This window comes from Rhodococcus sp. USK13, from assembly GCF_018343855.1.
In the GTDB taxonomy this organism is placed as follows: domain Bacteria; phylum Actinomycetota; class Actinomycetes; order Mycobacteriales; family Mycobacteriaceae; genus Rhodococcus_F; species Rhodococcus_F oxybenzonivorans.
Window position 1 is genome coordinate 552,619 of sequence record NZ_CP069242.1, and the last position, 12,087, is coordinate 564,705.

Here is a 12,087-nt window from a genome sequence, read left to right on the forward strand (position 1 = left end):
AGTTGATGTTTTGGGCCGCTTAAGCTTTGGCGTCCCGAGGGTGCGGCAACTCGGGGAACATCTCCAAGCCATAGTTCGTCTTGAGATTCTCCACCTCTGCGGCTAGCTGCTCCGGAGTGCGCAATTCGCGATCGCGCGCTTCGTAGAAGTACTTGTCGATGCCGCCGCCGGGTTCGAATCCGCTGCTGTCGGGACCCGGAACGAAGATCACGAGAATTCTCGCCTCTTCTCCGACTACCTCGTAGGTATGCCGCTGATCCTTTCGCCCCCAGACGAATTGACCCGCGGCGGCATTGTAGGACCCGTCTTCGGTGTGGATCTTGATTTCACCGTCCATCACGAAGAAGCCTTCCTCTTCGCGGTGATGGATGTGCCAGACCGGCTCGGTTCCGCGAACCCAGTTGGTCTCGATGATGATCAGCTGGCCATTGGTGGTTTCACCGGTCGCATGAATCCAGAAATCTACACCGGTCATGAAGTCGCCGGTCATGTTGAAATGCACATCGCTGCGGTGGGAGACGTAGCTGTCTCCGTCTCGGTTTGTCGTCGGCTGAATCTGGTCGACATCGGACTTCGTGACCATGAGGGCCCCTTTTCGTTGCTTGCCGTGGTGATGAGTGACGTCACGGCTCGGACGTTTTTGAGATTAGACTCACAGTCGATAGGAGTCAACACTATGTCGGTTAATGGAGAACTGGCAGCTCAGGGGTGGCGGTAGCGGGGACGGGCCAGTACTAGGAAGACTCCGGTGCGCATTACTCGACACTATGTTGACGAACGCCAACGCTAAGTGCAGAGTTGTTACACCGACGTGTGACCCGACTAGTCGAGGGTCGTACGCATCTGACAGCAGCTGTGACAGGAGGCGACTGGTGAGTCCGCTACGAGAGCGCGTAGGTGCCGCGACGAACATCCATGCAGGACATTCATGAGTAATCTGCACCCTCAGGTACTCGAGTTGCTGGCGTCCCTATCAACGAATCCGCCGGTGCAGCCGTGGGAGGTATCCATAGCCGCGTACAGGGCGGTCGGCGAAAAGTTGATCGGCTTGGCGGGTGATCTCAATCCACATTGCGATGTGAGGGACTTAGAGCTTCCCCTTCCCGGGAGGGTAGTGAAGGCCCGGAGTTACTCTCCCAAAGGCGCAACCGCAGCAGTGCCGGGTGTCGTGTACTTCCACGGTGGCGGTTTCGTCAGGGGCAGCCTGGAGTCTCATGACCGACTGTGCCGCGAGTTGAGCGTCCAGGGCGCTCTCCGCGTGATCTCGGTGGCGTATCGCCTTGCGCCCGAAAACACCTATCCGAGCGCTCACGCAGATGCGATCGAGTCGTTTTGCTGGGTGGCCGATCGTTCTGATGAGCTGAGAATTGACGGCGAGGCGCTGGCGGTTGCTGGAGACTCCTCTGGGGGGATGCTCGCTGCGGCGACCGCAGCGACTCTCGGCGCACGTACAGACGGTGCGTCGGTCAAGGCGCAGGGACTTCTGTGCCCAGTGCTAGATCTGACCTCGAGTAGTGACTCTGTGAACCGATACGGGTCGGCGCCTCTTCTTTCGCGTGCCGCACTCGAATGGTGTATCGATCAGTACGTGCCCGACGTGCGGCTTCGGGAGTCGCCGGAAGTCTCGCCGTTGTTCAGTAAGAATCTGAACAGCGCCCCGCCTGCGCTCATCGTCAACGCAGAGATCGACCCAGTCTCAGATGATGCCAGTCGATATGCGTCTAAATTGCATGCTTCGGACGTTGCAGTCGTCCAGCGCGAGTATGCGGGCATGCCCCACAGCTTCTTTCTGCTAGCCGGCGTGGTGGATGAGGGAGAGCGTGCTATTACTGGCTTCGCGGAAGGGTTGTCTAGCTTGCTGCGATAGGCGATCTGGAGTGTGGGGTCGACGGTAGTTGTAATGGACGTTCCATACGACGACGGCCTCTGATCGTTGGGTTTCGCTGATCCAGTCGCGGGCGTAGAGGAACCCCTCGGGGAGAACCCGGTTGCAGCGCTCGACCGTGCCGTTGTGTCGTAGGGCCGGATGAACTGGTGGCGGGTGCGGGAGGTGCCCCTTTCGGCGGCGACGTGGGTAATTGGGTGCGTGCGGCAGCGTTCGACGAGTCGGCGTCGGCCTTCTTCGGACAACGGGGCATTGCTGTGGGTCCCTGACGGGACTCGCGTCTGTAGTGCGTAAGTTGCTGACGCGCACAAGCATCCCGCTCAGATCCGGCACAGCGAGTGATTCGGCGTCAGCTTTGACGCAGAGGTGGCTGGGCTGCCGTCTCGCGATCGAACGCCCGGCACCGCCGAGCGACTATGCGCCCCTTCAGATCGACCAGTCGAGGGGCTGTTCGGCGGTTGAGATAGGCGTCATCCATCAGCTCGAGAATGTCCAGAACGGGAGGCGGAGCGTAAAACGCAGCCCCACCCGGGGCTTCGACCAATTTCAGTCCATACTCGTCAAGGACAGACTGCCCGGCGGTGCGAAGGTTCTCCTGGGCATGCTCCCACTGGGCGTCGGCGCCGAGCCATGTCGAGGAGCTGTCTCTCGTCGACAGTCGGACGTAATCGACGGGAAGCCCCAAGTCTCCTGCGCACGCAGTGCTGCCCGCAGTTGAGTCGATGTGTAGATCAACGCATGAAGAGGACAGTTCGCTGGCCGCAGCATCAGCTCGTCGTCGCCCATTCGCATGGCAGGAACATGTCCTGACTGAATTTGCTCAGATGGCCGGAACGCTCGTACAGCGCCCGCTTCCCGAGCACCGGCGAGAGCACGCCGAGACAGCCATCGGCGGACGCGAGTTCCTTGGCCAGCTTCTGCCAAGTCAAGTCCGTCGACGTCCAATACAACGTCATGACCCGCAACGACTAGCTACGCCGTCATCACTCATCACAGCGGCTCGGATTCGCTAAGAGGCTGAGTGGCTTGCTTGGCGGTCAATGCCACGCCTTCCAACTTCGCGCGAAAGCGGCGGGCCGCACCTCACACTTACATGTGATGTGCGGCCCGCCGGCTGCAGTCCCGGTTCCTCCTACTGCAGGCCTACGCGAAAGACCTGAAACTCGATGACGGGTCCGGGTGTAATTCGCCCTTGTCCCACGAAGATAGTCTGGTTGACCCAGCCGTACCTAGCGTCCCCGCACTCGAGGCGTGGAGTGGTGACAAAGTAGTGGTCACCAAAGTTCGTGCTCGAGTCCCCGCCGGTCAAGGCGGCTGCAGCGGCTTCGGTCACCTCAACCAGGCCCTGGTAACTCATGTAGATGACGGCACCGTCGTCGGTATTGAACTGAGCGCGCACATCCAGCCGCCCGAATCCGTCATCTCCAGCCAGGAGCCAGTCACCGCCGCCGATGGCTGCTGTACCGCTCAGTCGATCGCCCGTAACCGTGCCGCCGGTAACGGGGAGGACCTGCCGCACGCCGTACGGCCCAGGACCGACGACCTGCGGCGCAGCGAGTTCTGCGGTGTACGAAAATTCCGGGATGAGCTTCACTTGCTTACCTCCAGGCCTGCGGCTGCCATCACCTGGGACATACCCTCCGCAATGACTTCGACGCCGAAGGCTTGTTCGACGATATTTGGATCGAAGTACTCGCGAATCAAGGCCACCTTGCCGCCTCTGATTCGCATGTGTGTGCAGTACGTGTTCGCGTACACGTTTCCGTTCTGCGTCACGGTCGCCTTTCCGTGTAGCTCGAGCACAAACAGCTCGGGATCTGTCGTGTCGTGCACAACCAGCGAGTCGATCTTCAGGTCGGGCACGGACTTGAAGAACCAGTCGATGAAGTGGCCGATGAGGTGGCGGCCGGGGACCGATTTCGCTAGGGGCTCAGGGGCGAACGGCATCTCCCAAACAGCATCTTCCGCGAACCAGTCTTTCCAAGCCTCCAGCTCTTTTCCGGTCGGCGGCCCGCTATCGAGGTCGCCCCAAAAACCATCAACTACCTTGCGATTCTCCGCTTGTGTACTCACAGTCGCCTCCTTGGTGGGCTCTGGCGACGACTGATGTGCCAGCCGCCGTAGCCTCAAAGAATGCCCGTCCTGTCGGTGATAGTCAACAGTGTGTCGACAGTATTCGCCGACAAGCGCGCCGAGTCCCCACCGCACTGTGGACGGTGTGTTGACTATCATCAACTGTGAGTCTAATCTCAGGATGGTCGGCTCAATGAGCGACTGAACAGAGTGCCCGCGAAGCCGTATTCCGGCGGGCTCGAGAGGCATTCCGCTTTGGCATTTATGCGCCCCTTAAGGAGATGTGATGAGTACTTTGACCAACCGGCTCTACCGATTGCGAAGTCGTCCGGAGGGGGAAGTAACTGCCGAAAATTTAGAATGGTTGGAAGAGCCGGTTGCCGATATCCGTGATGGGCAAGCGCTGATCCGAACGCACTACTTGTCGGTCGACCCCACAAATCGTGTGTGGATGAGTGCGATGCGTTCCTATATCCCCCCGGTCGAATTGAACGCCGTCATGCGCGGGGCCGGTGTGGGACGGGTCGTCGCCAGCCGACGTGACGATCTTCCTGTCGGCTCGTTTGTTGTGGGATTGACGGGCTGGCAGGACTATTGCGTAGCTGATGCAGCGACTGAAGACATGTCATTCACAGTCCTACCCGATCCGCTACCGGCCCCCCTCCCCGCGTTCGTCGGAGTCATGGGCCACACCGGAATATCGGCGTACCTCGGCGTTGAGTTCGGTGATCCTCGACCGGGAGAGACGTTTTTCGTATCCGCCGCGGCCGGGGCAGTGGGCTCTATTGCAGGTCAGCTCGCAAAGCGTCGGGGTGCCCGAGTGGTCGGTATCGCAGGTGGCGCCGAAAAATGTCGATACCTGGTGGAGGAGTTGGGGTTCGACGCTTGTATTGACCGACATGCGGGTGACTGGCAGAAGCAACTCGACGACGCCACACCTGACGGTATCGACGTGGACTTCGAAAATGTTGGCGGCGAGATCATGGACCACGTTTTCGGCCGACTGAACATTGGGGCACGAATCACGCTCTGCGGGCTGGTTTCCGAGTACAACGACTATAATGGAGACAACGCCCAACGCGGCCTACGTAATGTCAGTCAGCTGCTTATGCAGCGGGCAACTTTGCGAGGGTTCATCGTTTTTGATCACGTGGATCGGTACGCAGAGATCATTGGACAGCTGTCGCTGGCTCTCAGTGCCGGCACGCTGCGCTCCGCGGAGACCGTGGTCGACGGTCTGGAGCACGCGAGGCATACTCTCAACCGCAGTCTCGCCGGCGAGAACAAAGGGAAGGTCGTGGTCAAGGTGATCACCGACTAACCGAACGACGGTAGATGGCTGGGCGTACCAGTCGGCTGGCGGTTGAGCACTCGAGCGCCCCCGGGGGCCGCTTCGCACCGGCCCTCTTGAATAATCCTCAGTGCGGCAATCGATTACCTCGGCTTCATGGTGTTCTGCCGCTTGCTGGCGCCTCATAGGCTTGACTCGACAAATGGACCATGACGCGGTCCCCCGAGAACAGGTCTATCGGCTGGTGACCCAGCCTCCACAACGGCTGAGCATGGATATGCTGGTCCCCGCTCTGTGACATCCTCGGCTGGACGCCGAATGATCTGATCGAACCGGAGGTCGTCAACCAGCAGATCCGTAAAACGGTTGGTGCTGAATCTGATTCGATCAGTAGTGAGCCACGTCGAAGCGTGATTCGAAGGCCTGGCCGAAAGTGAGGCCGCACCGGTAAGGCTCCTCAAACGCCGCACACCCGAGGGCCGGTGCTGTGAGCGGTGAATGGAACGGGTCGAGCGGCGAGCGTGGGCGCGGTGTGGCCAGATCGGTAGCATCGTCGCCCGCCGCCAGGAGAGCCGGATCTGCCGCGCGTGTTACGGCCTCGAGCCTGCCCGGCGGAACGAGTGTTCACGGTGCGGTAAGTCGGCTGAGATCAGCAGCCGCAGCGAGGACGGCTCCCCGCTGTGCAACCGCTGCACCTCGCGTCCAGAAAAGCCGTGCGTGCATTGCGGCCGAGTATGCATCGCGACGCTGTCCTGTCCGGGGGTGGCGAACCATCGGGTGGCAGCACGGTCGAAGTCGTCGTGGTCTTCGGTGGCACCAACCCAGGCGACAACGCCGTCGGGTCGGATGAGCCGAGCGGTGAGGCCACGATGGTTGCGTACGGACTATCCAGTACCGGATTGGCCTGCCCATCTCTGGCTGAACACCCCCTGGTTCTCCTACCCCTGGGAGTGGACACCCGGCAAAGGTTCTAGGAGTTTTCGCCATCATCCTCGGCTTAACGCCGACCGAGATCGACACCACGGAGAACCAAATGGATACCTACGACCATGCGTTGTTGGACTTCGCCCTACGGTGGAGCGGCTATGGTGGCGGTGACTATTACATCTTCACTGAGTTCGGAATACCCCCCAGAACTTTCTACCAACGCGTGCTGTGGATGGTGGAAAAGCGGCTCGCCTCCAGACTCGACCTGACCATGAGACAGCAACTTCGGGAACACTGCCTCGCGAAGTTGACTTCGTTTCAAGAACCGCAATGACAGCGTAAAAACCGACGCAGCAGCATCGTGGAGAACTGGCCGCCTGGCAGAAACCAGCGCCAAACAGCCTGACACGGGTTTCCTCCGCGTCGCGGTCGTCGGGTGCAGGGTCGTCGATAGTCACCCGTCTACCCCAGGCCATCACCAGCCGGTTGTCATCACTTCCTGGACGGTCGTGGTGTCGAGGCCCGGCATCCTCAGCGGTCCAGGATGCCGTTGACGAAATCCTGCGCGTCGGCCTGCGAAGCCCCGATGGTTGCCCGGTGGTCTGCACCCTCGTACGTCACATACTCGAGGTCGTTCCCCTTGTCCCGCAACGCCTTCACCATCAGATCGGTGGACGGCTTGCTCACCACCCTGTCACCGGAGCTCTGTGTGATCAGGGTCGGAACCTGGACGTCCACCTGCGAGGGTTCCTGACGGGTCAGGTACTCGGTGAGCGGTCCAAGATCGGCGTCCGGACGGAAAACCTGCCCGGCGGGTACCGGTGGCACCTTGCGGATGTCGTCGAGGCAACCGGTTCGCGCGGCCGCCAGCAGGGGCTGGGCCTGCTCGGTCAGCAATGCCGACGGGTCGATCGCGGGGTCGGCGGCCTGCGCCCCGAGAAGAATCAGCGGTAGGAACGCCTCCGCCGCTTCGATTCCGGGCACACCGGACCGGAAGTACTGCGGCGTCTGGTCGAGGCCGCTGCCCGGCGCGATCGCCACCGCACCCTTCAGCTCGAGTTCCGGTGCCCGCTCCCCGGCCTGGGCGGCAGTGAACAGCGCCGCCTGCCCGCCCTGACTGTGCCCGACGACGAACCACTGGGAGCCGACCGACGGATCCAACTCACGCGCGGCCCGCACGATGTCGACGACGGCGTTGACCTCGGTGTCACCGTTGACATACGGATGAATACCCGGCGTACCCAGCCCGTGGTAGTCGGTGCGGACCACGGCGAAACCCTGCTCGACCCAGTCGTCGAGGGAGGCGTCGACCTCGGTCAGATAGGCGTGGGTGGGGCCGCCCGGGAAGTCCGCCGACGGCGCGCACGCGTCGGCCACACCGGTGGTGCCGTGCGCCCAGCTGATGACCGGGTACCCGCCCTCGGGTGCCGGTGTGCGCGGCAATGCGACGGTGCCCGACACCACCACGGGATCACCGTTCACGTCCTGCGAGGTGTAGGTGATCAGCTCGTTGCGGGCGGCGCTGGGCAATGCCGGAGCGTCGGTCACCGCACTGGACGTGAGCAATTGGCCCGCCCGGAGCGGATCCGGTTCCGTCGTCGTCTCGGACGGTTCGGTCGAGCACGCAGCGCCGGTGAGCACGACGAGGGCCGCCACCGCCCCGAACCCGGTACGCACCGAGTTCACGAGAACGCTGCCAGTGGCTCGGACCCGGACCAGTCGTGGCCCCAATAGCTGTCTGCGGTGATTTCCTCAGCGGTGTAATACTTTTCGTCGACGAGCATGCCCTCGGTGCCGAACTCGAGGTCCCAGCCGCCGGGAGCCCGCACGTAGAACGAGACCATCCGATCATTGGTGTGGCGACCCAACGTCGAGGAGATCGAGAATCCGAGCTTGCCGAGCCGGTCGAGTGCCTGGCCGACGGCGTCGAGGGTATCGACCTCCGTCATCAGATGCACCATCCCGGGTTCGCCGCCGTGCGGTGCCGGGCACAGGGCGAGACTGTGGTGACGCTGATTAACTCCCATGAACCGGACCCGTCGGGCGGGACCGGGGGCGTCGGGCGGCCCGAGGCGGATGGCACCGCGCGGCAGGAAACCGAGCACCTCGGTGTAGAACGCGTAGGCCTCCTCGAACGCCAGGGTCGGAAGCACCACATGTCCCAGACCCTGTGCGCCGGTGACGAAGCGGCCGCCGTGCGGGGTCACCACCGGACTGTGGTCGAGAACCGGCCCGAAGAACACTTCCACCCGCGTCCCGGACGGGTCGTCGAACGCGATGACCTGCTCGGCGTCGCGGTACCGTGCCTCGTCCTCGGACAGAACGTCGACGGCGACACCCGACTTCTCGACCTGCTCACGCACCCGTTGCAGGGCGAACTGGTCGCGCACCTCCCACCCCACGGCCAAAGCCTTGTCCTTCTCGCCGGGCAGCACGATCAGTCGGGCCCGCCGCTCGTCGAATCGCAGGTACAGGCCGTCCGGCTCGGGGCCGGAACCCATTGCCATACCCAGCCCGTCCACCACCAACTCGCGCCAGCGCGGCACGTCCGTCGTCTGGATCCGGAGGTAGCCGAGTCCTCGAATGTCTGTCATGGAGAATCCCTTTCCTGGGGGAGGCTTCGCCACCCGTGAGTGGTTGACGAGTCTCTGGACTCCTTAACCACTCACGGGCGCGGAGCGCCTAGATCATGGAGCGGTGCACACCCTGCGGTTCGCCGCCGAGCTGGGTGAGTGCGGAAGAGTGGTAGATGGACCCCGGTACGTGGATGGCGTGGGAGAGTCCGGCGTGGGCGTCGCGCCAGAATCGCTGCATCGGCGTGCTGAGCTGCAGCGCGCCGCCGCCGGAGCGGGCGAAGATTTCGTCGACTGCGCGGACCGCACGCCAGGCGGCCGCTGTCTGGGTGCGTCTGCCGATGGCACGCAGTTCGAACGTGACGTCCTGTCCCTTTTCCGTCATGTCCCAGAACCGGTCGACCGTCTCGAGGATGGCTGCGCGGGACGCTGCGATCTCCGCGGCCGCCTCGCCGATCGCGAACAATACGTATGGATCTTCTTTGATGGCGGTGCCGGAGACGGTGACGCGTTCGCGCTGCGCGTTGAGGTGGCACGCCAGCGCGCCTTCGGCGATGCCGATCAGCGAGGAGGTGATCCCGAGCGGGAAGATGCACGAGAACGGGAAGTTGTAGAGCGTCTGGGTACGTCCGAACTCCTTCGGCGCGGACCCGTCGAACACCTTGTCCGCCTGCAACGTCCGGTGCTGCGGAATGAACGCGTCCTTCACGATCAGGTCCTTCGACCCGGTGCCGCGCAGGCCCACGACCTTCCAGCTGTCCTGGTCGATGTCGTAGTCCGAACGGGGCAGGAGCACGTGCAGGATCTTCGGCGGCATCACCCGGTTGCCGTCGGCATCACCGACTGCGGCGCCGATCATGATCCAGCCGCAGTGGTCGGTGCCCGACGAGAAAGACCAGCGTCCGTTGAGGACATAGCCACCCTCGGTCGGCACGGCGACACCCATCGGCGCGTACGGGGAGGCCATCCACATGTCGGGGTCTGCGCCCCACACCTCGTCCTGGGCCTTGCGGTCGAAGAACGCCAGTTCCCACGGGTGGACGCCGACGATGCCGCTGACCCACCCGGCTGCGCCGTCGATGGCACCGATCCCCATCGTGGTCTCCGCGAATTCGCGCGGATGGGCTTCGTGGCCGCCGTACTCCTTGGGCTGCAGCATCCGCATCACCCCGGAGTCGCGCAACCGCTTGGCGGAGGTGTCCGACAGGCGCATCAGCTTGTCGCCCTCGGCGCCTTCCGCGCGGATTTCGTCCGCGAACTGTTCGATCCTGTCAAGAACCTGACCCATGATGATCTCGGCTTTCTGGTTTGGGCACCCGGTCAGGCGCCTAGGCGGACTTCTTCTCGGCAACAGCGGCGCTCGCGGCCTGCCGGTCCGTGAGACCGAGCGCGATTTCGATCAGCTGGTCCTCCTGCCCGCCGACCAGTTTGCGGCGGCCGGCCTCGATGAGGATTTCCGCACCGGACACCCCGTACCGGCGGGCGTGCGCATCGGCGTGCTTGAGGAAGCTCGAGTAGACGCCCGCGTATCCCATCGTGAGGGACAGCCGGTCGAGAACACAATCGTCGTCCATGATCGGCCGCACCACGTCCTCGGCGGCGTCGATGATCTTCAGAGTGTCTATGCCGGTGCGGATTCCGAGCTTCTCGGTGACGGCAGCGAAGGCCTCGACCGGAGTGTTACCCGCGCCTGCGCCGAAGCGCCGGGTGGACCCGTCGATCTGCAGCGCGCCGGCTTCGACGGCGAGCACGGAGTTGGCGACGCCGAGGCCGAGGTTCTCGTGTCCGTGGAAGCCGACCTGTGCGTCGTCCCCCAGTTCGGACACCAGCGCGGCGACCCGGTCGCTGACACCGTTCATGATGAGCGCACCCGCCGAGTCCACCACGTAGACGCATTGGCAGCCGGCGTCGGCCATGATCCGGGCCTGCTTCGCGAGCGCTTCGGGCGGCTGGCTGTGCGACATCATCAGGAAGCCGACGGTTTCGAGCCCGAGGTCGCGGGCGAGCCCGAAGTGCTGGACGGAGATGTCGGCCTCCGTGCAGTGGGTCGCGATGCGGCAGATGCGCGCACCGTTGTCGGCGGCCTCCCGGATGTCGGACTGGACACCCAGGCCGGGGAGCATGAGGAAGGCGATCTGCGCCTGCTTCGCCGTCTCGACGGCGGCCTTGATCAGCTCCTGCTCCGGGGTGTGGCTGAAGCCGTAGTTGAACGAGGAACCGCCGAGCCCGTCACCGTGGGTGACCTCGATGACGGGAACGCCGGCGGCATCGAGTGCCCCGACGATGGAGCGGACGTGGTCGACGGTGAACTGGTGCCGCTTGGCATGGGAACCGTCGCGCAGGGACGAGTCCGTCACCCGGATGTCGAGATCGGCGCTGTAGGGCATCGGTATTCCTTCGAAGAGTGAGTGGTAACGGACGCGTTCAGACGCTCGCGCCGAGGATCTGCGTCGCGAAGCTCTCGCCCACCTTGGTGGCGGCGGCGGTCATGATGTCGAGGTTGCCCGAGTAAGGCGGCAGGAAGTCGCCGGCGCCCTCGACCTCGAGGAAGATGCCGACCCGGGCGAGCCCACCACTGATCGGTGTCGGGTCGTCGAACTGCGGTTCGGCGCGCAGGCGGTAACCGGGCACGTAGGACTGCACGGACGACACGACGTCGTGGATCGACGCGCTGATCGCATCCCGGTCGGCGTCGGCGGGAATGGCGCAGAACACGGTGTCCTTCATGAACATCGGCGGCTCGGCCGGATTCAGGATGATGATGGCTTTGCCCTTCTTCGCCCCGCCGATCGTCTCGATGCCCCGACTCGTGGTGAACGTGAATTCGTCGATGTTGGCGCGGGTACCGGGTCCGGCGGACGGGGACGCCACGCTGGCGACGATCTCGGCGTAGGCCACCTCGGTGATCCGGGAGACGGCGTACACCATCGGGATGGTGGCCTGTCCGCCGCAGGTGATGAGGTTGACGTTGGGCGCAGTCCGGTGCTCGCCCATGTTGACGGCCGGCACGACCGCGGGACCGAGCGCGGCGGGAGTGAGATCGACCGCCTGGATGCCCAGTTCCCGGTAGCGCGGGGCGTTCACCCGGTGCACGTAGGCGGACGTGGCCTCGAAAACGATGTCGGGGCGCTCGTCCTGGGCGAGCAGCCAGTCGACACCGTCGGCGCTGGCGATCACGCCCCGATCGGCCGCACGCTTCAGTCCCTCACTGTCCGGATCGACACCGATCATCCAACGCGGTTCGATGATGTCCGAACGCAGGAGCTTGTACAGGAGGTCGGTGCCGATGTTGCCGGATCCGACGATCGCGGCGAGAGCCTTGGTCACAATTGTCGCCC

The 12,087-nt window shown here is 63.6% G+C and carries 12 protein-coding genes and 3 pseudogenes; 4 read left to right on the forward strand and 11 right to left on the reverse strand.

Features of this window, described 5'->3' with window-relative positions; translation table 11 throughout:
• Positions 1-19: 19 nt before the first annotated feature.
• On the reverse strand, positions 20-583 hold the full coding sequence (locus tag JQT59_RS05345; protein ID WP_213575156.1) for a cupin domain-containing protein: 564 nt from the start codon (positions 581-583) through the stop codon (positions 20-22).
• Between the two features lie 345 nt (positions 584-928).
• Between JQT59_RS05345 and JQT59_RS05350 the strand changes: the two genes are divergently transcribed.
• Positions 929-1,867, forward strand: coding sequence for an alpha/beta hydrolase (locus JQT59_RS05350; protein WP_213575158.1), 939 nt, complete (start codon positions 929-931; stop codon positions 1,865-1,867).
• Positions 1,868-1,876: 9 nt separating this feature from the next.
• Here the strand turns inward: JQT59_RS05350 and JQT59_RS05355 are convergent.
• From JQT59_RS05355 to JQT59_RS05370, 4 genes and pseudogenes are all read right to left on the reverse strand, one after another.
• Positions 1,877-2,017, reverse strand: a pseudogene (locus tag JQT59_RS05355) (integrase core domain-containing protein); the annotation flags it as partial.
• A gap of 635 nt (positions 2,018-2,652) precedes the next feature.
• Positions 2,653-2,841 carry a hypothetical protein gene (locus tag JQT59_RS05360; protein ID WP_213575160.1) on the reverse strand — a complete coding sequence of 63 codons (189 nt, stop codon included), beginning with the start codon at positions 2,839-2,841 and terminating at the stop codon, positions 2,653-2,655.
• Between the two features lie 176 nt (positions 2,842-3,017).
• Positions 3,018-3,479: a DUF3237 domain-containing protein gene (locus JQT59_RS05365; RefSeq protein WP_159918545.1), complete on the reverse strand. Its 462-nt coding sequence runs from the start codon at positions 3,477-3,479 to the stop codon at positions 3,018-3,020.
• The gene (locus JQT59_RS05370) at positions 3,476-3,958 is read right to left on the reverse strand and encodes a nuclear transport factor 2 family protein (protein ID WP_213575162.1); all 483 of its coding nucleotides are present in this window, start codon (positions 3,956-3,958) and stop codon (positions 3,476-3,478) included. The genes JQT59_RS05365 and JQT59_RS05370 overlap by 4 nt, the downstream gene beginning before the upstream one ends.
• A 286-nt stretch (positions 3,959-4,244) precedes the next feature.
• Here JQT59_RS05370 and JQT59_RS05375 point away from each other — a divergent pair, with 286 nt between their 5' ends.
• Together JQT59_RS05375 and JQT59_RS36710 are read left to right on the forward strand one after the other, a co-directional pair.
• On the forward strand, positions 4,245-5,279 hold the full coding sequence (locus JQT59_RS05375; RefSeq protein WP_213575164.1) for an NADP-dependent oxidoreductase: 1,035 nt from the start codon (positions 4,245-4,247) through the stop codon (positions 5,277-5,279).
• A 172-nt stretch (positions 5,280-5,451) separates the two neighbouring features.
• A pseudogene (locus JQT59_RS36710) lies at positions 5,452-5,686 on the forward strand (helix-turn-helix domain-containing protein).
• Between the two features lie 153 nt (positions 5,687-5,839).
• Here JQT59_RS36710 and JQT59_RS38285 read toward each other — a convergent pair.
• A pseudogene (locus JQT59_RS38285) lies at positions 5,840-6,109 on the reverse strand (aromatic-ring hydroxylase C-terminal domain-containing protein); the annotation flags it as partial.
• A 173-nt stretch (positions 6,110-6,282) separates the two neighbouring features.
• Here JQT59_RS38285 and JQT59_RS05380 point away from each other — a divergent pair.
• Entirely contained in the window at positions 6,283-6,510 is a 228-nt protein-coding gene (locus JQT59_RS05380; RefSeq protein WP_213575166.1) for a hypothetical protein, read from the forward strand.
• Positions 6,511-6,707: 197 nt separating this feature from the next.
• Here JQT59_RS05380 and JQT59_RS05385 read toward each other — a convergent pair whose 3' ends face one another.
• The 5 genes from JQT59_RS05385 to JQT59_RS05405 form a co-directional block, all read right to left on the reverse strand.
• Positions 6,708-7,853, reverse strand: coding sequence for an alpha/beta hydrolase family protein (locus JQT59_RS05385; RefSeq protein ID WP_249354145.1), 1,146 nt, complete (start codon positions 7,851-7,853; stop codon positions 6,708-6,710).
• Between the two features lie 5 nt (positions 7,854-7,858).
• The gene (gene bphC / locus JQT59_RS05390) at positions 7,859-8,770 is read right to left on the reverse strand and encodes a biphenyl-2,3-diol 1,2-dioxygenase (RefSeq protein ID WP_213575170.1); all 912 of its coding nucleotides are present in this window, start codon (positions 8,768-8,770) and stop codon (positions 7,859-7,861) included.
• Between the two features lie 88 nt (positions 8,771-8,858).
• Positions 8,859-10,037 carry an acyl-CoA dehydrogenase family protein gene (locus JQT59_RS05395; protein ID WP_213575172.1) on the reverse strand — a complete coding sequence of 393 codons (1,179 nt, stop codon included), beginning with the start codon at positions 10,035-10,037 and terminating at the stop codon, positions 8,859-8,861.
• A gap of 40 nt (positions 10,038-10,077) precedes the next feature.
• Complete coding sequence (gene dmpG, locus JQT59_RS05400) at positions 10,078-11,136, reverse strand: 4-hydroxy-2-oxovalerate aldolase (protein ID WP_213575174.1); 1,059 nt, start codon at positions 11,134-11,136, stop codon at positions 10,078-10,080.
• Positions 11,137-11,173: 37 nt separating this feature from the next.
• The gene (locus JQT59_RS05405; protein ID WP_213577435.1) at positions 11,174-12,079 is read right to left on the reverse strand and encodes an acetaldehyde dehydrogenase (acetylating); all 906 of its coding nucleotides are present in this window, start codon (positions 12,077-12,079) and stop codon (positions 11,174-11,176) included.
• Positions 12,080-12,087 lie beyond the last annotated feature (8 nt).

What these genes read in the sequence shown, in the direction of transcription:
- JQT59_RS05345 (WP_213575156.1), bottom strand. Translation starts at nt 583, where the DNA reads ATGGTCACGAAGTCCGATGTCGACCAGATTCAGCCGACGACAAACCGA.
- JQT59_RS05350 (WP_213575158.1), top strand. Translation starts at nt 929, where the DNA reads ATGAGTAATCTGCACCCTCAGGTACTCGAGTTGCTGGCGTCCCTATCA.
- JQT59_RS05360 (WP_213575160.1), bottom strand. Translation starts at nt 2,841, where the DNA reads ATGACGTTGTATTGGACGTCGACGGACTTGACTTGGCAGAAGCTGGCC.
- JQT59_RS05375 (WP_213575164.1), top strand. Translation starts at nt 4,245, where the DNA reads ATGAGTACTTTGACCAACCGGCTCTACCGATTGCGAAGTCGTCCGGAG.
- JQT59_RS05380 (WP_213575166.1), top strand. Translation starts at nt 6,283, where the DNA reads ATGGATACCTACGACCATGCGTTGTTGGACTTCGCCCTACGGTGGAGC.
- bphC (WP_213575170.1), bottom strand. Translation starts at nt 8,770, where the DNA reads ATGACAGACATTCGAGGACTCGGCTACCTCCGGATCCAGACGACGGAC.
- JQT59_RS05395 (WP_213575172.1), bottom strand. Translation starts at nt 10,037, where the DNA reads ATGGGTCAGGTTCTTGACAGGATCGAACAGTTCGCGGACGAAATCCGC.
- dmpG (WP_213575174.1), bottom strand. Translation starts at nt 11,136, where the DNA reads ATGCCCTACAGCGCCGATCTCGACATCCGGGTGACGGACTCGTCCCTG.